Origin of the sequence: Streptomyces sp. HUAS 31 (assembly GCF_028198125.1) — a bacterium.
In the GTDB taxonomy this organism is placed as follows: Bacteria; Actinomycetota; Actinomycetes; order Streptomycetales; family Streptomycetaceae; genus Streptomyces; species Streptomyces chartreusis.
On the sequence record NZ_CP116353.1, the window covers coordinates 6655868 to 6677336 of the forward strand.

A 21469-nucleotide genomic window follows, 5' to 3' on the forward strand; every position below is an offset into this window, starting at 1 on the left:
CGAAGGGGCGGTAAATCGTGAGCGCGAGCGGCACAACCTCGACCGGGCAGGTCGAGCACATGCTGCGCCAGGTGACGCCCGGGCGCTACGACGCCTACGAGGCCCTCCTGCGGGCCCTCGCCACCCCTTCCGCCGGCCAGGTCTGGATGCTGCTCTGGCACGGCCAGGCCGGGTCCCCGGACGCCCAGTACGGAAACATGGAGGTCGAAGGGTACGGCTACGCCCCGTGCGTCACCTCCGCCCAGGAGCTCTCCGCCAGCGGCTGGAACCGCAGCTACGAGGTGGTCGACGGCGTCGACGTGGCCCGCACCCTCTATCCGGACCACTACGGCCTCTGGCTGAACCCGCACGCCCCTGGTGGCGGCGTCGGCATCCCCTGGCTCGACCTGCGCCGTATCGCGACGGGCCTGGACCGCCAGCCCGCCGGTCCGCTGCGGCTGTCGGAGCCCGCCATCGAGATCCCGCAGTTCTACGCCCTGCTCGCGCAGAACGCCCACCGGACCCAGGCCGTCCGCTCGTTGCGCCGCGCCTGGGTGCAGCCGGCGCTCGGTGCGCCGTATCTCGCCATCGGCCTCGATGTGTACGACACCAGCCCGTCGGCGGTGGACTCGGTGCGCTCGATGATGCTCCAGTCGATCGCGGCGGTCCCTGACGGGCTGCCGGTGTCGACCGTGGCGATGTCCGACGAGGACGATCCGATCGCCATGTGGATGCGCGCGAGCGCCCGTCCGTTCTACGACCGCGAGGCGCACGCCGCACCCGCTCAGGCCCCCGCCGGAGGCTACGGTTACCCACCGGCACAGGGCCGTTACTGATCATCGAACGCGCTAACCTACCGTTCAGTCGGTTTCCCTACTTCGTAGGTGCGCAGGGGTGTTGACTGCGGTTTCCTAGGCAAATCTCCGCGCGTAGATGTGATCGGAAGGTCCCGGTCCGCCCTCATACGCCCCAACTGACTCGCGTCCGCCGGGCGTTACCCGCTGTTCGGATAACGGAACCCCCCAGACAGCATCACGGTTGCGCATACTTTCCCGGTCACCTCTGGCAACAGATCGCCAAAGCGTTGAAGACTCCCCGCAAGACATGGGCCGGTCGGTCCTGTGTACGAGAAAGCAACCGCTACAGCGGCAGCCATGGGGGTCGACAACCGTCGGCCGAGAGGGGTCAATCTCACCGTGACCGCACCGATCGAGACAACGGGAGCGGAGGCCGAAGCGCAGCCCGAGGCCGTGCTCTCCGGAGTCAAGAAGAGCCAGATCGAGGGGCGTTCGCTCTCCCAGATCGCCTGGATGCGCTTCAAGCGGGACAAGGTCGCCATGGCCGGCGGCATCGTCGTCATCTGCCTCGTGCTGATGGCTGTGCTCTCCAAGCCGATCCAGTGGGTCTTCGGCATGGACCCCAACAAGTTCAACCAGGACCTGATCGACCCGGCCCTGCTCGCCCCCAAGGGCGGCTGGGGCGGAATGAGTTGGGACCACCCCCTGGGCGTCGACCCCCAGTACGGCCGCGACATGCTCGCCCGCATCATCGACGGCTCCTGGGTCTCGCTGCTGGTCGCGGGAGGCGCCACGCTCCTGTCCGTGGTCATCGGCACGGTGCTCGGCATCATCGCCGGGTACTACGGCGGCTGGATCGACAGCGTTATCAGCCGGCTGATGGACACCTTCCTGGCGTTCCCGCTGCTGCTGTTCGCGATCTCGATCTCCGCCTCCGTGCAGGACGGTTTCTTCGGACTCGACGGCCTTCCGCTCCGCATCTGCGTGCTGATCTTCGTGATCGGCTTCTTCAGCTGGCCGTACATCGGCCGCATCGTGCGCGCGCAGACGATGACGCTGCGCCGGCGAGAGTTCATCGAGGCTTCCACGAGCCTCGGCGCCCGCGGGCCGTACATCCTGTTCCGCGAGCTGCTCCCCAATCTCGTCGCGCCGATCCTCGTCTACTCGACGCTGATCATCCCGACGAACATCCTCTTCGAGGCTGCGCTGAGCTTCCTCGGAGTCGGTATCGCTCCGCCGCAGGCCTCCTGGGGCGGCATGCTCAGCAACGCTGTCGATCTGTACACCGCAGATCCGCAGTACATGTTCGTGCCCGGATTGGCGATCTTCATCACCGTCCTGGCCTTCAACCTGCTGGGTGACGGGCTGCGTGACGCCCTCGACCCTCGCAGCAAGTGATCCATCGATAGAGGGGGCTTTCCTCAGGTGAAGACGAGAAGGGTGACCGCCGCGATCGCGTCGGTCCTGGCGCTCTCGCTGGGTGCTGCCGCATGTGGTGGCGGGGACGACAGTGACGGCAACGGCGGAGGCAACGGCAAGAAGGACGCCGCGCTGTCCTCCATCGTCAACGCGTCCACGAAGAAGGGGGGGACGGTCACGTACGAGCACTCGGACGTTCCGGACTCCCTGGACCCGGGCAACACGTACTACGGCTGGGTGCAGAACTTCTCCCGCCTCTACGCGCGTGCGCTGACGACGTTCAAGCCGGCCGCCGGCAAGGAGGGCCTCGAGGTCGTTCCCGACCTGGCCGAGTCCCTCGGTAAGCCGAGCGCGGACGCCAAGACCTGGACGTACAAGCTCCGGCAGGGCGTGAAGTTCCAGGACGGCACGCCGATCACGTCCAAGGACGTGAAGTACGCCATCGAGCGTTCCAACTTCGCGCCCGAGGCGCTGTCCAACGGCCCGACGTACTTCAAGGCGTACCTTGACGGCGGCGACAAGTACAAGGGCCCCTACAAGGACAAGTCCGCGGACGGCATCAAGTCCATCGAGACGCCGGACGACAGCACGATCGTCTTCAAGTTGAAGCAGCCCTTCGCGGACTTCGACTACCTGGCGACGTTCTCGCAGACGGCTCCGGTGCCGCAGGCCAAGGACACGGGCGCGAAGTACGTCCAGAACATCGTGTCCTCCGGCCCGTACCAGTTCGAGTCCTACGAGGAGGGCCGCAGCGCCACCCTCGTGCGCAACAAGAACTGGGACGCCAAGACGGACCCGATCCGCAAGGCGCTGCCGGACAAGGTCACGATCAAGTTCAAGGTCAACCCGGTGACGGTCGACAACGACCTGCTCTCGGACAAGATCACGGTCGACGCGGCGGGCACCGGTGTCCAGCCGGCGACCCAGCCGAAGGTGCTGACGGGCAAGAACGTCGCCTCGACGGACGCCTCCTACGCCGGTGCGACGCAGTACATCGCGCTGAACGTGAACGTGAAGCCGTTCGACAACGAGCACTGCCGCAAGGCCGTGCAGTGGGCCACGGACAAGCAGTCCGTCCAGGACGCGATCGGCGGCTCGCCGAAGGGTGACGTGGCCTCCACGCTGCTGCCCCCGTCGGTGAACGGCTACACCAAGTTCGACACCTACGCCACCGAGGGCAACAAGGGTGACGTCGCCAAGGCCAAGGAAGAGCTGAAGGCCTGCGGCAAGCCGAACGGCTTCGACACGATCCTGACCGCGCGTTCCGACCGTCCCGCCGAGGTCGCCTCGGCCACGGCGGTGCAGAACTCGCTGAAGAAGGTCGGCATCAACGTCGAGATCAAGCAGTTCCCCTCCGGCAAGTACTTCTCGAACTTCGCCGGTGTCCCGAGCTACGTCCACGAGCACAAGCTCGGCATGCTGTCGATGGCGTGGGGTGCTGACTGGCCGACCGGCTACGGCTTCCTCGACCAGATCATCAACGGTGCGGCCATCAAGCCTTCCGGTGGCAACAACCTGATGGAACTGAACGACCCGAAGATCAACAAGGCCCTCACGGACGCGATCGCCAACACCGACGACGCCGCCCGCACCAAGGCCTGGGGCGACATCGACAAGATGGTCATGGACAACGCGTCCGTCGTCCCGCTGATCTACCGCAAGAACCTGCTGTTCCGTCCGGAGTCCGCGGCCAACGTCACGGTCACGCAGGCCTACCTCGGCATGTACGACTACACGCTGCTGAGCTCCACCAAGTAGTGGCCGTCAGGCCGGATTCCCTGAAAGGCAGGTGAAGGCACCGGATGGCCGGGGCGGGCACAACCCGCCCCGGCCGTCCGGAGCCGTACAGCTGTGGCTGCGTACATCATCCGACGCGTCTTCGGCGCGGTGCTGTTGCTGCTGGTGGTCAGCGCAGTCACCTTCGCGATCTTCTTCCTCGTGCCACGGCTCGGTGGCCAGACCGCCGACCAGCTGGCCACTCAGTATGTCGGCAAGGACGCCAACCCCGAGTCCGTCGCCGCCATCAAGCGGAACCTCGGGCTGGACCAGCCCATCGCCGTCCAGTACTGGGACTACATCAAGGGCCTCGTGGTGGGCGCGGACTACAAGTTCGGTCCCGACGCCACCCGTTGCGACGCCCCTTGCTTCGGCTACTCCTTCAAGAGCCACGTCGAGGTGTGGCCCCAGCTGACGGAGCGGATTCCGGTCTCCTTCTCGCTGGCCGTCGGTGCCGCCGTGATCTGGCTGATCTTCGGTGTCACGACCGGCGTCATCTCGGCGCTGCGCAAGGGCAAGCCCATCGACCGCATCTCGATGTTCATCGCCCTCGCCGGCGTCTCCCTCCCGATCTTCTTCACCGGCCAGGTGCTCAACGCCCTGTTCGTGTACGAGATCCCCATCTGGGACGCCATCGAGTACGTCCCGTTCACCGAGAACCCCGCCGACTGGGCCTGGCATCTGATCCTGCCCTGGGTCAGCCTCGCCTTCCTCTTCTCCGCGCTCTACGCCCGACTCACCCGGGCGGGCATGCTGGAGACGATGGGCGAGGACTACATCAGAACGGCAAGGGCCAAGGGCCTCAAGGAGACCACGGTCGTCGCCAAGCACGGCCTGCGCGCCGCGCTGACCCCGATCGTCACCATCTTCGGCATGGACTTCGGCACCCTCGTCGGCTCCGCCGTACTCACCGAGACCGTCTTCTCCTTGCAGGGCATCGGTGCCTACGCGGTCCAGTCCATCAAGGACAACGACCTGCCCATCGTGATGGGCGTGACCCTGGTCGCCGCGTTCTTCATCGTCTTCTGCAATCTCGTCGTCGACCTGGTGTACGCCGCCATCGACCCCCGGGTGAGGTACTCGTGAGCAAGCTCGAGAAAGCGGCACTCGGCGAACCCGCCGCCGCCGCCCCGTCCGACACGGACGGCGCCTTCCTTTCGGTACGCGATCTGCGTATCCACTTCAACACGGACGACGGTCTGGTGAAGTCCGTCGACGGCGTCAGCTTCGACGTGCGGCGGGGCAGGACCCTGGGCATCGTCGGCGAGTCCGGCTCCGGCAAGTCCGTCACGTCGCTCGGCGTGATGGGCCTGCACCGCTCGGCCAACGCCAAGGTCACCGGCGAAGTCTGGCTGGACGGCCAGGAGCTGATCGCCGCCGACCCCGACGACGTACGCCGGCTGCGCGGCCGCAAGATGGCGATGATCTTCCAGGACCCGCTGTCGGCGATGCACCCGTACTACTCGGTCGGGCAGCAGATCATCGAGGCGTACCGGGTCCACCACAAGGTCAGCAAGAAGGAGGCCCGCACGCGGGCCATCGAGATGCTGGACCGCGTGGGCATCCCCGAGCCCAACAAGCGCGTCGACGGCTTCCCGCACGAGTTCTCCGGCGGTATGCGCCAGCGCGCCATGATCGCCATGGCGCTGGTGAACAACCCCGAGCTGCTCATCGCCGACGAGCCGACCACCGCCCTGGACGTCACCGTGCAGGCGCAGATCCTCGACCTGATCCGGGACCTGCAGAAGGAGTTCGGCTCCGCGGTCATCATGATCACGCACGACCTCGGTGTCGTCGCGGAGATGGCCGACGACCTGCTGGTGATGTACGGCGGCCGGCCCGTGGAGCGCGGCCCCGCCGAATCCGTCTTCGCCGAGCCCCGCCACCCCTACACCTGGGGCCTGCTCGGCTCGATGCCGCGCCTGGACCGCGAGGACACCGAGCGTCTCATCCCGATCAAGGGCTCCCCGCCCTCGCTGATCAATGTCCCGTCCGGCTGCGCCTTCAACCCGCGCTGCCCGTACGCCGACATCCCGAAGGACAACGTCACCCGCACGGTCCGCCCCGAGCTGACCGAGGTCGGCGAGCGACACTGGGCCGCCTGCCACATGGGCCAGGAGCAGCGGGAGCGTATCTGGACCGAAGAGATTGCGCCGAAGCTGTGAGCGACGAAAAAGCGGTGAAGATCCCCGCGCAGAAGGACAACCTCACGAAAGCCGGCGTCGCCGACGGCGAGGTCCTGCTGAAGGTCGAGGGCCTTCAGAAGCACTTCCCGATCCGCAAGGGGCTGCTCCAGCGGCAGACCGGCGCGGTGCGCGCGGTCGACGGCATCGACTTCGAGGTCCGCAAGGGCGAGACGCTGGGCGTCGTCGGCGAGTCGGGCTGCGGCAAGTCGACGATGGGCCGGCTGATCACCAGGCTGCTCGAACCGACCGGCGGCAAGGTCGAGTTCGAGGGCCGGGACATCACGCACCTCGGCGTCGGGCAGATGCGCCCGATGCGCCGTGACGTGCAGATGATCTTCCAGGACCCGTACTCCTCGCTGAACCCGCGGCACACCATCGGCACGATCGTCGGCGCCCCCTTCAGGCTCCAGGGCGTCTCGCCGGAGGGCGGGGTGAAGAAGGAGGTCCAGCGGCTGCTGTCGGTGGTCGGGCTGAACCCCGAGCACTACAACCGCTACCCGCACGAGTTCTCCGGCGGTCAGCGTCAGCGCATCGGCATCGCGCGCGCCCTCGCGCTCAACCCGAAGCTGGTCGTGGCCGACGAGCCGGTCTCCGCCCTGGACGTGTCGATCCAGGCGCAGGTCGTGAACCTGCTGGACGACCTCCAGCAGGAGCTCGGCCTCACGTACGTGATCATCGCCCATGACCTGTCGGTCGTACGGCACGTCTCGGACCGCATCGCGGTGATGTACCTCGGCAAGATCGTCGAGCTCGCCGACCGCGAGTCGCTCTACACGGCGCCGATGCACCCGTACACCAAGGCCCTGATGTCGGCGGTGCCGATCCCGGACCCCAAGCGCCGGGGCGTCAAGAGCGAGCGGATCCTGCTGCGCGGCGACGTGCCCTCGCCGATCTCCCCGCCGAGCGGCTGCCGCTTCCACACGCGCTGCTGGAAGGCGACGGAGGTCTGCAAGACCACGGAGCCGCCGCTGCTGGAGCTGCGGCCCGGCCAGCGTGTGGCGTGCCACCACCCCGAGAACTTCGAGGACCAGCAGCCGCAGGAGACCGTCCTGCTGTCGGTGGCCAAGGAGGCGGCGGAGCTGGTGGCCGACGAGGTGCTCGCGGAGTCGGCGGCCACTTCCGCGGCGGTTGCGGCGGAGGTGACGGCCACGGAGGCCGAGGACGCCGTGTCCGAGGAGACCGTGTCCGAGGAGATCGTTTCCGAGGACGCACCGGCTGCCGAGGGCGTGGCCGCCGAGGCTGGAGCGGCTTCCGAGGAAGCCGGGGAGTCTTCCCCCGAAACCAGCGAGAAGTAACCCAAGCCAGGCCCCCGCCTTTCTTTGTAAGGCGGGGGCTCTGTGCTGGGTGAGAATGTACGGGTGCTCCAGCAACTGTTCAGCCCGTCCGTCCAGCACACGCTCGACCTGATCGGCATCTTCGTCTTCGCGATCTCCGGCGCCCTGCTGGCCGTCCGCAAGAACTTCGACGTCTTCGGCATAGCCGTACTCGCCGAGGTCACGGCCCTGGGCGGCGGGCTGTTCCGGGACGTGGTCATCGGGGCCGTGCCGCCGGCCGCGTTCACGGACCTGGGGTACTTCCTCACCCCGCTGCTGGCCGCGCTCCTGGTCTTCTTCCTCCACCCGCACGTGGAGCGCATCCAGACCGGCGTGAACGTCTTCGACGCGGCGGGCCTCGGCCTGTTCTGCGTCGCCGGGACGGCGAAGGCGTACGACTACGGCCTCAATCTCACCGCCTCCGTCGCCCTCGGCCTCGCGACCGCCGTGGGCGGCGGTGTGCTGCGTGACGTCCTGGCCAACGAGGTGCCCTCACTGCTGCGCTGGGACCGTGACCTGTACGCGGTCCCGGCGATAGTCGGCGCCACGATGACCGTCCTGTGCATCCACTACGACGCCCTGACCCCGCTCACCAGCACGCTCGCGGCCGTCACGGCCTTCGTGCTGCGTCTGCTGGCGATGCGATTCCACTGGCGAGCTCCGCGTGCCTGGAACCGGCGGTCGACGGTGCGAGAGGAGTAGTCCCGGGCGCCGTACCGGTGCGGTGCCCGTCGCCCATCACCTCGCTCAGCCAGCGGAACGCGGGCACGACCTGCGGCTTCCACAGCGCCATGGTGTGGCCGCCGGCGTCGGTCGGGACGAACACGACGTTCACGGTCGTGGGCGCCTTCGCGATCCGCTGGAGGGCCATGGCAGCCTCGTAGCCGTCGTTCGGCTGGCCGGACAGGTACAGCGCGACGCGCGGCGGGACGCGGGAGTCCTTCAGCAGTTCGTAGGGGTTGTTCGCGGCCCGCAGCGCCGGGGACCTGCCGGCGAGCGACTGGGGCACCGCGGCGGGGTCGTTGTAGCCGGACATGCTGACCGCGGCCCGGTAGCGGTCGGGGTGGGCGACGGCGAGCTTGGCCGCGCAGTGCGCGCCCGCCGAGTACCCGGCCACGGCCCAGCCGTCCGGCGCGGCCTGAGCCCGGAAGTTGTCCCGGACCATCTTCGGCACGTCGATGCTGAGCCAGCTGTCGGCGTTGGCCTTGCCCGGGATGTTCGCGCAGCCGGTGTCCTTGCCGGGCAGCAGCGTGGTGCGCGGCGAGACGATGATGAACGGCTCGATCTGCCCGCTGCGCATCAGCGGCGCCAGCTGCTGCGGCGCGTCCATCGTGCCGTACCAGGCCTTCGACGAGCCGGGATAGCCCGGCAGCACCTCGACGACCGGGAACCTGTGGTTGCGGTAGGCGGGCTGGTGGTACTGCGGCGGCAGCCATACGTTGACCTCCGCGTGCACCCCGGACACCCGGCCCTTGAGGTGCGTGACGAGCACCCCGCCCTCCGCGCGCATGCCCGGGCCCTTGGCCTGCTTGAAGGTCTGCCGGAGTCTGGGCAGCTTCTCCAGCGCGATCCCGCCCGTGCCGCTCGCCCCGAGGTCGGCGGCCTCGTGCACATGGTCGCTGGTGCCGAGCAGGTCGCCCCAGTTGTCGTACAGCTGGTTGGAGTTGTTGACCAGCGTGAAGACCAGCGCCACGGCCGTGCCCTGGGCGAACAGCACCATCAGCACCCGGGCGGCGCCCCGCACGATCCTGGGGCCGCCCACCCGTGACCACAGGGCGAGCGGCAGCGCCACGGCGACGACGCACAGGACGACGAGCGTGTAGAGGAACGGGGTCCCGGTGAGACTCATGTCCTGATAGAGGGGGAGATCGGGCGTCGGGTTTCGGGCGAGCCGGACACTTGCCGAAAAGTTGCCCGGATCTCACCAGATTACAAAGCTACCGCTTAGTAGTTAGCTGTTGTACCGTTCATCCATGCCAGAAGCAGCCTCTGCCACGACGGCCCAGCGGGCCACGATCGGCGACAGCGAGTTCGACCGCGACACCGCGCTCACCCACCGCGAATCCGGCGTCTACGACATCGACCTCTCGGCCGGCTGGACCATCATCAGCGCCGTCAACGGCGGCTATCTGCTGGCGGTCCTCGGCCGCGCCCTCGCGGACGCCCTGCCGCACGCCGACCCGTTCACGATCTCCGCGCACTACCTCACCGCCTCCCAGCCGGGCCCGGCGGTCGTCCGCACCGACGTGGTGCGCACGGGCCGGACCCTGTCGACCGGCCAGGCCTCGCTCTTCCAGTACGACGAGCAGGGCCGCGAGGTAGAGCGGATCCGCGTCCTCGCCTCCTACGGCGACCTGGACTCCCTCCCCGACGACGTCCGTACGACGGCCAAGCCGCCCGTGATCCCGCCGATGGAGCACTGCTTCGGCCCCGAGGACGGCCCCGCCCCCGTCGACGGCAGCTCGGCCATCGCCGACCGTCTGATGCTCAAGCTCGACCCGGCCACCCTGGGCTGGGCGCTCGGGCAGCCCTCCGGCCGGGGCGAGATGCGTGCCTGGTTCGGCCTGGCCGACGGCCGGGACGCCGACCCCTTCTCGCTGCTCCTCGCGGTGGACGCGCTGCCGCCGACCGCCTTCGAGATCGGCATCTCCGGCTGGGTCCCCACGGTCGAGCTGACCGCCCACATACGCTGCCGCCCGGCTCCCGGCCCGCTGCGCGTGTCGATCACCACCCGCAACCTCGCGGGCGGCTTCCTGGAGGAGGACGCCGAGGTCTGGGACAGCGCCGACCGGCTCGTGGCCCAGTCGAGGCAGCTGGCCCGGGTGAGGCTGGCGCGCTGAAGCGCCGTCAGGCCACAGGCCGCGGACAGCGCATCCTCAAGCAGGCCCTAACCGGGGTTGGTTGAGTTCCCGCTCCAGGACTTTTCTCATCTTCCATGGAGCGGTCTCTCATGAAGCGTGCGCGTCTCCTCCCCGCCGTGGCCCTGCTGGCGCTCTCGCCCCTGGCCCTGGTGGCCTGCGGGTCCGGCGACTCGTCGTCGACGTCGAACAGCGGAGGCTCCGGGCAGCAGCAGTCGTGCCGACAGCCGTCGGGCGCGCCCTCGGGCATGCCGAGCGGGGCGCCGTCGGGTGCGCCCTCGGCCGGTGCGGCCGGTGCCTCCGGTGTGCCGTCGGGGGCGCCGAGCGGTGCTCCCAGCGGCGTTCCGAGCGGTGCGCCGAGTGGTGCTCCGGGCGGGGGGCAGGGTGGTCCCGGCGGCGGGTCGGGCGGCGGCTGCGGCGGTGGTCCCGGTGGGGGCCAGGGCGGCGGGGCCGCACCCAGCGGTGCCCCGAGCGCGGCGGCCTCCGCGACCGAGGGCTGACGCGCGACGCGGTACGGCACGCATCAGGGCGGTACTCCCGGTGACCGGGAGTACCGCCCTGCTCGTACTGCCGACGCTCAGTCCAGCCAGTGCTCCCGGCCGATGCTGATCAGCCGCATCCTGCGGGTCGCGGCCTGGGCGACGCGGTGCCGCTCGCCCTCCGGGGCCTCCAGCACGTCCAGGAACAGCGAGGCCGTGATCAGCATCTGGTCGACGTAGAGGTGGGCGAGCATGAGGAGGTCCTCCTCGTTCCAGCCCTCGGAGAGCGGGTCCTTGGCGAGCGCCTCCTTCACCTCGCCCGCGAACCGGGCCAGTTGGTCCTGGATCGCCTCCCGCACGGACTGCACCCCGCCGTGCCGCTCGCGGGCGATGAAGCGCACATGCGCCGGATGCGTCTCGACATGGCCGGCGATCAACTCGACGGCCCGTTCTATGCGTCGGTCGCTGTCGCCGACCGAGGAGACGATCGTGCGGATCATCGGGTGCAGACTGCCCAGCGCCTCCTCGACGAGGGCGACGCCGAGGTCGGCCGTGGAGCGGAAGTGCCGGTAGAAAGCCGTCGGGGCGACGCCGACGGCGCGGGTGACCTCGCGCAGGCCCAGGCTGCTCAGGCTCTGCTCCTCCAGCAGTCCAAGCGCCGCGTCCAGCAGCGCCTGGCGGGTCTTCTGTTTCTGGGCCTGCCGAAGGCCGAGGGTGTGACTCATACCATGCAGTTAACAACTGTTCTCTGGAATTGAAAAGCCGTGCGGCACGCTAGACTTGGGGTCAGTGAACAACTGTTACTACAACTGTTCACCGAAACGTAACGAGAGAGATCGCCACAAGAGATCTCGGAGGGGGATCCGACCCATGCTGTTCCTCGTCGCCGCGCTCCTGCTGCTGGGCGTGGTGCTGGGCGCCGTCGCCCACGCACCGCTCGCCTTCACGGTCGTCGCCGCCGGTGTGATCGCCGTCTGGCTGGCCGTCTTCGCCGCCCGTGAGCGGCACGCCCGCCGCAACTGACTCCACCGATCGACTTCGCCGACCCGGACCGAACCGACACATCAGGAGCTGACACCCCATGCATCTCACCGCACCGGCCACCGCCCGCCCCGGCGCGCGCAGCCGCACCCGCGACGCCGACGGCATGGCCGTCGCGTCCTTCATCCTCGGCCTGCTCGGCCTGCTGGTCTTCAACGTGTTCCTCGGCCCGACCGCCATCGTCCTGGCCGCCGCGTCCCTGTGGCGTGGCACCGGCCGCAAGGGCCGGGCGTACCTGGGCATGGGGCTGGGCGTCGCCGACCTGCTGGTCCTGCTGGCGTTCATCCAGATGGACAGCACGCTGTCCTGGAGCTTCTAGGGGCGGTCGTCGCACGGGCGACGAGGGCACCGACTCCAGCGGGGAAGCCGTAGGGGCACCCCCGGCCGACGCCGGCCGACCTTGACACAAGGCCCCTTACCGGCGCCCTCTAGAATCGTGGCCACCATGGCTTACCTCGACCACGCCGCGACGACCCCCATGCTCCCGGAGGCGGCAGAGGCACTGACCGCCCAGCTGAGCGTCACGGGCAACGCCTCCTCCCTCCACGCATCCGGCCGCCGCGCGAGGCGCACCGTCGAGGAGGCCCGCGAGACCCTCGCGGAATCGCTCGGCGCCCGCCCCAGCGAGGTCGTGCTGACCTCCGGCGGCACCGAGGCCGACAACCTCGCGGTCAAGGGCCTGTACTGGTCCCGCCGCGACGCCGACCCGGCGAGGACCCGCACCCGCGTCCTGGCCAGCCCCGTGGAACACCACGCCGTCCTCGACGCCGTCCACTGGCTCGGCGAGCACGAGGGCGCCACGATCGAGTACCTCCCGGTCGACTCCCACGGACGCGTCCACCCCGACGCCCTGCGCGAAGCGATCGCCCGCGACCCCCACGATGTCGCCCTGGCCACCGTGATGTGGGCCAACAACGAGATCGGCACCGTCATGCCGATCCGTGAACTGGCCGACGTGGCAGCCGAGTTCGACGTCCCCCTGCACGCCGACGCCGTCCAGGCCTTCGGCCAGGTCCCCGTCGACTTCGCCGCGTCCGGCCTCGCCGCCATGACCGTCTCCGGCCACAAGATCGGCGGCCCGTACGGCATCGGCGCCCTGCTCCTCGGCCGCGACCAGACCCCGGTACCCGTCCTGCACGGCGGCGGCCAGGAGCGCCACGTCCGCTCCGGCACCCTCGACGTCCCCGCCATCGCCTCCTTCGCGGTCGCCGGCCGCCTCGCCGCCGAACAGCGCGAGTGGTTCGCCCGGGAGATCGGCGCCCTGCGCGACTCCCTGGTCGAGGCGGTCCGTACGGCGGTCCCGGACGCGATCCTCGGCGGCGACCCGGCACCGGACGGCCGGCTCCCCGCCAACGCCCACTTCACCTTCCCCGGCTGCGAGGGCGACTCCCTGCTCCTGCTGCTGGACGCCCAGGGCATCGAGTGCTCCACCGGCTCCGCCTGCACCGCGGGCGTCGCCCAGCCCAGCCACGTCCTGCTGGCCACGGGCACCGACCCCGACCTGGCCCGTGGCACCCTGCGCTTCTCCCTCGGCCACACCTCCACTGAGGCCGACGTGGAAGCGGTCGCCAAGGCGATCGGCCCGGCGGTGGAACGGGCCCGGGCCGCCGGTCTGACATAGAGCGCCGGCCGGTCTCACGGGGAGCTCCGGCCGGTCCCACCGGGAGCTCCGGCCGGTCCCACGGGGAGCGCTAAGCGGGCGCCGTGCGCGCCGTCCGTACGAGCTTCATGTACCGGTCCCAGTCCCAGTGCTTTCCGGGGTCCGTGTGGTCGGTGCCCGGCACCTCCACGTGGCCGATGATGTGCTCGCGGTCGACGGGGATGTCGTAGCGCGCGCATATCCGGGCCGTCAGCCGCGCCGACGCCTCGTACATCTCGTCCGTGAGGTCCTGCGGGCGCTCCACGAAGCCCTCGTGCTCGATGCCGACACTGCGTTCGTTGTAGTCGCGGTTGCCCGCGTGGTACGCCACGTCCAGCTCGCGGATCATCTGCGTGATGTGGCCGTCCTTGCGGACGATGTAGTGCGCTGCCGCCCCGTGCTCCGGGTCCTGGAACACCTTCACCGCGCTGTCGAAGCTGCCCTGGGTGACATGGATGACCACCATGTCTATGCCGTAGTCGTCGGGCCGGTCCGCCCGCCGCCAGTTCGCGTCCGACGCCGCCACCCAGCGCGCGCCCGCGAAGTCGACCTCGCCCTCCTTGCGCGGCTTCTCCACGCCCGGCACCCGCCACCACAGCCGCGCCAGCTCGTCCCGGGCCAGCACGGCCGAGCCCACCGCGGCCGCCGTCCCGCCGATGAGCAACGCACGACGCCCGACCCTCCGGTCGCCGTCCCTCGGAGCCTTCCGCTGTCCCATGTGATCGTCAACGGATACTCGGCAGCCCTGGTTCCCGCGCCCCCGTACCCTGGAAGCGTTATGACTGACACCGCGCAGCCCTCCCGCCCCCTCCGCGTCCTCGCCGCCATGTCCGGCGGGGTCGACTCCGCCGTCGCCGCCGCCCGCGCGGCCGAAGCGGGCCACGACGTCACCGGCGTCCACCTCGCGCTCTCCGCGAACCCTCAATCCTTCCGCACGGGCGCGCGGGGCTGTTGCACCATCGAGGACTCCCGCGACGCCCGCCGCGCCGCCGACGTCATCGGCATCCCGTTCTACGTGTGGGACCTCGCCGACCGCTTCCGCGAGGACGTCGTCGAGGACTTCATCGCCGAGTACGAGGCCGGCCGAACCCCGAACCCGTGCCTGCGCTGCAACGAGAAGATCAAGTTCGCGGCACTCCTCGACAAGGCGCTGGCCCTCGGCTTCGACGCCGTCTGCACCGGCCACTACGCCACCGTCGTGCTGAACGACGACGGCACCCGCGAGCTGCACCGCGCCTCCGACATGGCCAAGGACCAGTCGTATGTCCTCGGCGTCCTGGACGAGAAGCAGCTGGCGCACGCGATGTTCCCGCTCGGCGACACGCTGACCACGAAGGACGAGATCCGCGCGGAGGCCGAGCGCCGTGGCCTCGCGGTCGCCAAGAAGCCCGACTCTCACGACATCTGCTTCATCGCCGACGGCGACACCCAGGGCTTCCTCGCGCACCGCCTCGGCAAGGCCGAGGGCGACATCGTCGACGAGTCCGGCGCCAAGCTCGGCACGCACGAGGGCGCCTTCGGCTTCACCATCGGCCAGCGCAAGGGCCTGCGTATCGGCACCCCGGCCCCCGACGGCAAGCCGCGCTACGTCCTCGACATCTCGCCGGTGAACAACACCGTGACGGTCGGCCCGGCGGCCTCCCTGGACGTCGATGCCCTCACCGCCATCAAGCCCCGCTGGTGCGGAGCCGCCCCGACCGGCCCCGGCACCTACACCGCCCAGCTGCGCGCCCACGGCGGCGAGACCGAGGTGACCGCCGAGCTGATCGACGGCTCCCTGGAGGTCACGTTCACCGAGCCCGTCCGCGGCGTCGCCCCCGGCCAGGCGATCGTCCTGTACGACGACACGCGCGTGGTGGGCTCGGCGACGATCGCGTCCACGGTGCGGGCGACACCGACGGCCGTCTGAGGCGACGGCCCGAACGCCGCCGGGGTCGCCGGCTCACCATGGCCGACGGCGCGGCCTGGTCACCACGGCCGACGGCGCCGCCTGGTCACCACTGCCGGCGAGCAGCCCGGTCAGTTCGGTCGGCCGGGCCGCCGCGTCAGTTCGCGAAGAACTCCGTCAGCACCGGCGCGAGCACGTCCGGCTCCACCATGTGGGTCTGCCCCTCCAGGCTCCGGTACGACCCGCCGGGCACCGTCTGTGCGACCGCGCGTGCCGCCTCGCGCATCCACGTGGGGCTCGCGCTGCCCGCGACGGCCAGCACCGGCGCGGTGATCGACGCGAGCCGGTCCCGGGGCACCAGACCGTCGCCCATGACGGCGTTGTCGTGGGCGAGGCTCGGCGCGATCGTCTCCATCCCGGCCCACATGGGGGACTGGCGGGCGCCCTGGATCATCTGCTCGGCCATCCCGGTCAGCCGCAGGAACAGCTCGACGGCGTCCCCGCGGCGGCCCTCTTCCAGCGCCTCGGTCAGCCGCTCGGTGTACTCCGCGCGCTCCTGGGCACCGCCCTCGTACACGGCGAACGGCACCTCGTAGACCGCGACCTGACGCACCGGCAGCCCGCTCGCCGCCGCCCGGAGCACCAGCGCGCCGCCCGAGGAGGTGCCGTACAGCGCCGCCTCGCCGCCCACCGCGTCGATCAGCGCGGCGAGGTCCTCGACCTCGCGCTCCACGGCGTACGGCGACGCCTCGCCGCTCGCGCCGCGCCCGCGCCGGTCGTACACGGCCACTCTGAAGTGTTTCGACAGGGGCACGGCCAGCGGCGCCACCGTGCCCCCGGTGGACATCGCCCCACTGACGAGGATCACCGCCGGGCCGTCACCGCTGATCTCGTACGCGATGGAGGTGCCGTCGGCCGACTTGGTGTTCTTATCCATGTCTGTGGAGATTGCCGTACGACGCGAAACTAATCGCTCACGACACTTCGACTTCGTAGAAGCAGAGGTGGTCCTTGATCTCCGCCACGTCCGGCTTCGGGTCCGGGTAGGACCAGACGAGGTCCGCGGCGCCCGGCAGCGACCAGTAGGACGCCGTTCCCTTGAAGGGGCAGTAGGTGTGGGTGTCGGAGGGAGTCAGCAGCTCCAGCCGTACGTCCTCGGCGGGGATGTAGTAGCGCGCGGGACAGCCCGTCTCGCGCAGGACGAGCGCGCGGTCGCTCTCCGCGAGGACCTGGTCGCCGTGCACCGCCCGCACGCGTCGCGTGCCCTGCTCGATCGTGATCGTGTGTCCATCAGCCATATCCGAAGAGCGCTCGCGGGCGCCGGGTTCTTCCCGCGTACGGTGGCTGCATGCGAATCTGCGTCTTCCTCTCCGCCGCCGACCTCGACGACCGTTACACGCGACCCGCGCGCGAGTTCGCGAAACTGCTGGGCAAGGGCGGTCACACGCTCGTCTGGGGCGGTTCCGACGTCGGGCTGATGAAGGTCGTCGCGGACGGCGTGCAGGAGGCGGGCGGCCGGCTCGTCGGGGTCTCCGTTCAGTTCCTGGCGGCCAAGGTCCGCCCGGGCGTGGACGAGATGGTGATCACCAAGGACCTCGCCGAGCGCAAGCGGCTGCTGCTGGAGAAGGCCGACGCCGTGGTGATCATGGTCGGCGGCACGGGCACGCTCGACGAGGCCACCGAGATCCTGGAGCTGAAGAAGCACGGCCACACGGACAAGCCGGTGGTCCTGCTCAACACCGCGGGCTTCTACGACGGTCTGAAGGAGCAGTTCCGCCGTATGGAGGACGAGGGCTTCCTGCCCCGCCCGCTGACCGAGCTGGTGTTCTTCGCCGAGGAGCCGGTCGGGGCGCTGGCGTACCTGGAGGCTGTGACATCAGCGGCTCCCGCCGCGGACCAGGGCGTGGAGTGATTCCCCGCTGATGCGAGCATGGCGGGCATGGCTACACATGTGATCACCGGAGCCGGATCCGGCATCGGCGCGGCCGTCGCCCGCCGCCTGCACGCGCGCGGGGACGAACTCGTGCTCCACGCGCGCGACGCGGGCCGCGCGAAGGAACTCGCGGCGGAGTTCCCCGGCGCTCGGACGCTGGTCGGCGACCTGGCCGACCCGGACAAGCTGTCCTGGGCCTTCTCCCACCAGTCGCTCCCTGACCGGGTGGACTCCCTGCTGCACATCGCCGGGGTCGTCGACCTCGGCCCGGTGGGCGACCTGACCCCGAAGACCTGGCGCCACCAGCTCAACGTCAATCTCATCGCCCCTGCCGAACTGACCCGGCACTTCCTCCCGCAGCTCCGCAGCACCCGCGGCCACGTGATCTTCGTGAACTCCGGCGCCGGCCTGAACGCGCACGCAGACTGGTCCGCCTACGCCGCGTCGAAGCACGGCCTGAAGGCTCTCGCCGACTCGCTCCGCCACGAGGAGCACGGCAACGGCGTCCGGGTCACCACGGTCTACCCGGGCCGCACGGCGAGCCCCATGCAGGCCAAGGTCCACCAGCAGGAGGGCAAGGAGTACGACGCCGCGAAGTGGATCGACCCCGAGTCGGTGGCCACGACGATCCTGATGGCCCTGGACCTGCCGAGGGACGCCGAGGTCAACGACCTGACGGTGCGGCCGGGGCGCTGAAGGACTCAGCCCCCGGCGTCTGAGGAGCGGGTTCGGGGGGCGGAGCCCCCGAAGGATGGGACGGGTAGGGGCGGCAGGGGCGGAAAACATAGGCTTCGGGGCGTGAACGCAAACCCCACCTTCGCCCCCGCCACCGGCATCGGTTCCATGCCGGGCGGCGACGCCCGGGAAGCCGCCAGGACCGTCAGCGGATCCTTCGAGGACTTCCCGTTCCTCGCCGAACAGCCCGCCCGCGGGCCCGGCGCCGACATGATCGGGCGGACCGCCGGGATGCTCGTCGAGCTGTACGCGCGCGTGGAGCCCAGCGGCTGGCGGATCGGGGACCGCCCGGGGCGGGACACCAGGCGGGCCAGGTCCTGGCTGGGGGAGGACCTCGACGCGCTGGAGGAGTTCACTCAGGACTACCAGGGGCAGCTCAAGGTGCAGGCCGTGGGGCCCTGGACCCTGGCCGCCGCGCTGGAGCTGAGGAACGGCGAGTCCGCGCTCGGCGACCCCGGCGCCTGCCGCGACCTGGCCGCCTCGCTCGCCGAGGGACTGCGCCAGCATCTCGGCGAGGTCGGCCGCCGCGTCCCCGGCGCCCAGGTCGTGCTGCAACTCGACGAGCCGTCCCTCACCGCCGTCCTGCGCGGGCAGGTGAGGACCGCCAGCGGATACCGGACATACCGCGCCGTGGACCGGCAGCTCGTGGAGGCCACGCTCCGCGACGTCGTCGGGGTTCACGGAGACGGCCCTGTCGTGGTCCACTCGTGCGCACCGGACGTCCCGTTCGCCCTGTTGCGCCGGGCGGGCGTGGCGGCGATCTCCTTCGACTTCTCCCTCCTCACCGAGCGTGACGACGACGCGATCGGCGAGGCGGTGGAATCGGGTACCCGGCTCTTCACCGGTGTCGTCCCGGGCACGGACGGCCCATTGTCAGACCCTGCCGGTAGCGTCATGGGTGTCAGGACGCTGTGGCGCAGGCTGGGGCTGTCACCGGGGCTTCTCGCGGAGGCGGTCACGATCACGCCGTCGTGCGGACTCGCGGGGGCCTCTCCCGAGTACGCGCGCAAGGTTCTCGCCCATTGCGTCCGGGCGGCGAGATCCCTCGCGGACAACCCAGAGTAACGGGAGGAAACACGGTGGCCGGCGACAAGCAAGCGGAGACGACGGTGCCCACCGAGGCACGGGAGCAGCACGCGAAGCTCGCTGAGCAGATCGAGGAGCACCGCTTCCGGTACTACGTGAAGGACGCCCCGGTCGTCAGCGACGCGGAGTTCGACGACCTGCTGCGCACCCTCGAAGCGCTGGAGGACGACTATCCGGAGCTGCGCACCCCGGACTCGCCGACGCAGAAGGTGTCCGTCGAGTTCGAGACAGATCTGGCCGAGGTCGAGCACCGCGAGCGCATGCTCTCCCTGGACAACGTCTTCGACGACGCCGGGCTCGCCGCCTGGGCCGAGCGCGTCCACAAGGACGTCGGCACCCCCGGGTACCACTTCCTGTGCGAGCTCAAGGTCGACGGCCTCGCGGTGAACCTGACGTACGAGAACGGCAGGCTGACCCGCGCGGCCACCCGCGGCACGGGCCGGATCGGCGAGGACATCACGCCCAATGTGATGACGATCGCGGAGATCCCGCACCGCCTGGCCGGCGACCACGTCCCGGGGCTCGTGGAGATCCGTGGCGAGGTCTACTTCCCGATGGAGGCGTTCGAGGCGCTCAACGCCCGCCGGGTCGCGGCCGGCGAGAAGCCGTACGCCAACCCGCGCAACTCCGCCTCGGGTTCACTGCGCCAGAAGGACCCGAAGGTCACCGCGACCCTTCCGCTGCACATGGTCGTCCACGGCATCGGCGCCCTGGAGGGCTTCGAGGGCCTGTCCCGGCTGTCCGGGGCGTACGACCTGCTCAAGTCCTGGGGCCTGCCCACCTCCCGGCACAACAGAGTCGTCGACGACCTCGACGGCGTCCGCGAGTTCATCGCGTACTACGGCGAGAACCGCCACTCCGTGGAGCACGAGATCGACGGCGTGGTCGTCAAGCTCGACGAGATCCCGCTCCAGGGCCGCCTCGGCTCCACCTCGCGCGCCCCGCGCTGGGCCATCGCGTACAAGTACGCGCCGGAGGAGGTCAACACCAAGCTCGTCAACATCCGAGTCGGCGTCGGCCGCACCGGCCGGGTCACGCCGTACGCGCAGGTCGAGCCCGTGACGGTCGCGGGCTCGGAGGTCGAGTTCGCCACCCTGCACAACCAGGACGTGGTCAAGGCCAAGGGCGTCCTCATCGGCGACACGGTGGTGCTGCGCAAGGCCGGTGACGTCATCCCGGAGATCCTCGGCCCGGTCGTCGACCTGCGCGACGGCAGCGAGCGCGAGTTCGTGATGCCGTCCGAGTGCCCGGAGTGCGGTACGGCGCTCAGGCCCATGAAGGAGGGCGACGTCGACCTGCGCTGCCCGAACGCCCGCTCCTGCCCGGCCCAGTTGCGTGAGCGGCTGTTCTACCTCGCGGGCCGCAAGGCGCTGGACATCGAGCACTTCGGCTATGTCGCCGCCGCCGCGCTCACCAAGCCGCTGGAGCCTTCCGAGCCGCCGCTGATGGACGAGGGTGACTTGTTCGACCTGAGCGCCGAGCAGTTGCTGCCCATCAGGGCGTACGTCCTCGACCAGGACAGCGGCCTGCCCAAGCGGGACCCGAAGACCGGCGAGGAGAAGATCGCCACGGTCTTCGCCAACCAGCAGGGCGAGCTCAAGAAGAACGCGGTATCGATGCTGGAGTTCATCGCCGCAGCCAAGGAGCGCCCGCTGGCCCGCGTCCTCACCGGCCTGTCGATCCGTCACGTCGGCCCGGTCGCCGCCGAGGCGCTGGCCCGTGAGTTCCGCTCCATCGACCGCATCGAGCAGGCGAGCGAGGAGGAGCTGGCGAACACCGACGGCGTCGGGTCGATCATCGCCGCCTCGCTCAAGGAGTGGTTCGCCGAGGAGTGGCACCAGGAAATCCTGCGCAAGTGGCGGGCGGCCGGCGTCCGCATGGAGGAGGAGGGCTCCGGCGAGGACGAGGGGCCGCGTCCGCTGGAGGGGCTCACGGTCGTCGTCACCGGCACACTGGAGCACTTCACGCGCGACGGCGCCAAGGAAGCGCTTCAGAGCCGCGGAGCGAAGGTAACCGGTTCCGTTTCGAAAAAGACATCTTTCGTAGTGGTGGGCGACAACCCCGGGTCCAAGTACGACAAGGCAATGCAGCTGAAGGTGCCTGTCCTGAACGAGGACGGCTTCAATGTCCTGCTGGAACAGGGGCCGGAAGCGGCGGCCGAAGTTGCCCTCCCCGCGGAGGAGTAACGGTTGAAGGCCCCCCGATCGGTGCATACCAGATGCATACGGGTGGCTGGGGCGCATTCGGGCAACCGTCGACGACCGCTGCCCGTGGAAGCCTTCTGCGGCCTACTGTTGAGATGTGCGCCTGCCGTGCCCAGCTGCGGTCGGGGCATCCCCT

22 protein-coding genes are annotated in these 21469 nt (G+C 69.9%); 17 read left to right on the forward strand and 5 right to left on the reverse strand.

The window, feature by feature from the left end:
* Positions 1-17: 17 nt before the first annotated feature.
* The 7 genes from PGH47_RS29755 (at position 18) to PGH47_RS29785 (ending at position 8172) form a co-directional block, all read left to right on the forward strand.
* Entirely contained in the window at positions 18-815 is a 798-nt protein-coding gene (locus tag PGH47_RS29755; RefSeq protein WP_271665939.1) for an enhanced serine sensitivity protein SseB C-terminal domain-containing protein, read from the forward strand.
* A gap of 360 nt (positions 816-1175) precedes the next feature.
* The gene (locus PGH47_RS29760) at positions 1176-2174 is read left to right on the forward strand and encodes an ABC transporter permease (protein ID WP_126902437.1); all 999 of its coding nucleotides are present in this window, start codon (positions 1176-1178) and stop codon (positions 2172-2174) included.
* A 27-nt stretch (positions 2175-2201) separates the two neighbouring features.
* The gene (locus PGH47_RS29765) at positions 2202-3953 is read left to right on the forward strand and encodes an ABC transporter substrate-binding protein (RefSeq protein ID WP_271665940.1); all 1752 of its coding nucleotides are present in this window, start codon (positions 2202-2204) and stop codon (positions 3951-3953) included.
* Positions 3954-4046: 93 nt separating this feature from the next.
* On the forward strand, positions 4047-5057 hold the full coding sequence (locus tag PGH47_RS29770; protein WP_030950353.1) for an ABC transporter permease: 1011 nt from the start codon (positions 4047-4049) through the stop codon (positions 5055-5057).
* Positions 5054-6136, forward strand: coding sequence for an ABC transporter ATP-binding protein (locus PGH47_RS29775; RefSeq protein ID WP_271665941.1), 1083 nt, complete (start codon positions 5054-5056; stop codon positions 6134-6136). Before PGH47_RS29770 ends, PGH47_RS29775 begins: the two co-directional genes overlap by 4 nt.
* Complete coding sequence (locus PGH47_RS29780) at positions 6133-7452, forward strand: ABC transporter ATP-binding protein (protein WP_271665942.1); 1320 nt, start codon at positions 6133-6135, stop codon at positions 7450-7452. The genes PGH47_RS29775 and PGH47_RS29780 overlap by 4 nt, the downstream gene beginning before the upstream one ends.
* A gap of 63 nt (positions 7453-7515) precedes the next feature.
* On the forward strand, positions 7516-8172 hold the full coding sequence (locus PGH47_RS29785; protein WP_107902577.1) for a trimeric intracellular cation channel family protein: 657 nt from the start codon (positions 7516-7518) through the stop codon (positions 8170-8172).
* Here the strand turns inward: PGH47_RS29785 and PGH47_RS29790 are convergent.
* Positions 8081-9319, reverse strand: a complete 1239-nt coding sequence (locus tag PGH47_RS29790; RefSeq protein WP_271665943.1) for an alpha/beta hydrolase — start codon at positions 9317-9319, stop codon at positions 8081-8083. The two genes, PGH47_RS29785 and PGH47_RS29790, sit on opposite strands and share 92 nt — an antisense overlap.
* A gap of 124 nt (positions 9320-9443) precedes the next feature.
* Here PGH47_RS29790 and PGH47_RS29795 point away from each other — a divergent pair, with 124 nt between their 5' ends.
* Both PGH47_RS29795 and PGH47_RS29800 read left to right on the forward strand, forming a co-directional pair.
* Complete coding sequence (locus PGH47_RS29795) at positions 9444-10310, forward strand: thioesterase family protein (RefSeq protein ID WP_271665944.1); 867 nt, start codon at positions 9444-9446, stop codon at positions 10308-10310.
* Positions 10311-10420: 110 nt separating this feature from the next.
* The gene (locus PGH47_RS29800) at positions 10421-10828 is read left to right on the forward strand and encodes a hypothetical protein (RefSeq protein ID WP_271665945.1); all 408 of its coding nucleotides are present in this window, start codon (positions 10421-10423) and stop codon (positions 10826-10828) included.
* Positions 10829-10905: 77 nt separating this feature from the next.
* Here PGH47_RS29800 and PGH47_RS29805 read toward each other — a convergent pair whose 3' ends face one another.
* Positions 10906-11532 (reverse strand): TetR family transcriptional regulator, encoded by a 627-nt coding sequence (locus PGH47_RS29805; RefSeq protein WP_271665946.1) that lies wholly within the window; start codon positions 11530-11532, stop codon positions 10906-10908.
* A gap of 64 nt (positions 11533-11596) precedes the next feature.
* Between PGH47_RS29805 and PGH47_RS29810 the strand changes: the two genes are divergently transcribed.
* The 3 genes from PGH47_RS29810 to PGH47_RS29820 all read left to right on the forward strand — a co-directional run bounded on the left by PGH47_RS29810 (position 11597) and on the right by PGH47_RS29820 (position 13469).
* Complete coding sequence (locus tag PGH47_RS29810; RefSeq protein WP_255345661.1) at positions 11597-11830, forward strand: DUF3099 domain-containing protein; 234 nt, start codon at positions 11597-11599, stop codon at positions 11828-11830.
* Positions 11831-11888: 58 nt separating this feature from the next.
* The gene (locus tag PGH47_RS29815; protein WP_107902568.1) at positions 11889-12167 is read left to right on the forward strand and encodes a DUF4190 domain-containing protein; all 279 of its coding nucleotides are present in this window, start codon (positions 11889-11891) and stop codon (positions 12165-12167) included.
* A gap of 126 nt (positions 12168-12293) precedes the next feature.
* On the forward strand, positions 12294-13469 hold the full coding sequence (locus PGH47_RS29820; RefSeq protein ID WP_107905165.1) for a cysteine desulfurase family protein: 1176 nt from the start codon (positions 12294-12296) through the stop codon (positions 13467-13469).
* Positions 13470-13539: 70 nt separating this feature from the next.
* On the opposite strand, the gene PGH47_RS29825 is transcribed toward PGH47_RS29820, so the two are convergent.
* On the reverse strand, positions 13540-14205 hold the full coding sequence (locus tag PGH47_RS29825; RefSeq protein ID WP_271665947.1) for an N-acetylmuramoyl-L-alanine amidase: 666 nt from the start codon (positions 14203-14205) through the stop codon (positions 13540-13542).
* A gap of 60 nt (positions 14206-14265) precedes the next feature.
* Between PGH47_RS29825 and mnmA the strand changes: the two genes are divergently transcribed.
* Positions 14266-15396 carry a tRNA 2-thiouridine(34) synthase MnmA gene (gene mnmA / locus PGH47_RS29830; RefSeq protein ID WP_271665948.1) on the forward strand — a complete coding sequence of 377 codons (1131 nt, stop codon included), beginning with the start codon at positions 14266-14268 and terminating at the stop codon, positions 15394-15396.
* Between the two features lie 136 nt (positions 15397-15532).
* Here the strand turns inward: mnmA and PGH47_RS29835 are convergent, their stop codons facing one another.
* Both PGH47_RS29835 and PGH47_RS29840 read right to left on the reverse strand, forming a co-directional pair.
* Entirely contained in the window at positions 15533-16312 is a 780-nt protein-coding gene (locus PGH47_RS29835; protein ID WP_271665949.1) for an alpha/beta fold hydrolase, read from the reverse strand.
* Between the two features lie 37 nt (positions 16313-16349).
* A complete protein-coding gene (locus PGH47_RS29840; protein ID WP_126902448.1) occupies positions 16350-16673 on the reverse strand; it encodes a DUF427 domain-containing protein in 324 nt (107 codons plus the stop codon).
* A 50-nt stretch (positions 16674-16723) separates the two neighbouring features.
* Here PGH47_RS29840 and PGH47_RS29845 point away from each other — a divergent pair, with 50 nt between their 5' ends.
* The 4 genes from PGH47_RS29845 (at position 16724) to ligA (ending at position 21315) form a co-directional block, all read left to right on the forward strand.
* Positions 16724-17287, forward strand: coding sequence for a TIGR00730 family Rossman fold protein (locus PGH47_RS29845; protein ID WP_271665950.1), 564 nt, complete (start codon positions 16724-16726; stop codon positions 17285-17287).
* An 18-nt stretch (positions 17288-17305) separates the two neighbouring features.
* Complete coding sequence (locus PGH47_RS29850) at positions 17306-18004, forward strand: SDR family oxidoreductase (RefSeq protein ID WP_271665951.1); 699 nt, start codon at positions 17306-17308, stop codon at positions 18002-18004.
* Positions 18005-18106: 102 nt separating this feature from the next.
* Entirely contained in the window at positions 18107-19108 is a 1002-nt protein-coding gene (locus tag PGH47_RS29855) for a methionine synthase (protein ID WP_271665952.1), read from the forward strand.
* 14 nt (positions 19109-19122) lie between these two features.
* The gene (gene ligA / locus PGH47_RS29860; protein ID WP_107902551.1) at positions 19123-21315 is read left to right on the forward strand and encodes an NAD-dependent DNA ligase LigA; all 2193 of its coding nucleotides are present in this window, start codon (positions 19123-19125) and stop codon (positions 21313-21315) included.
* The last annotated feature ends 154 nt before the right edge of the window (positions 21316-21469 follow it).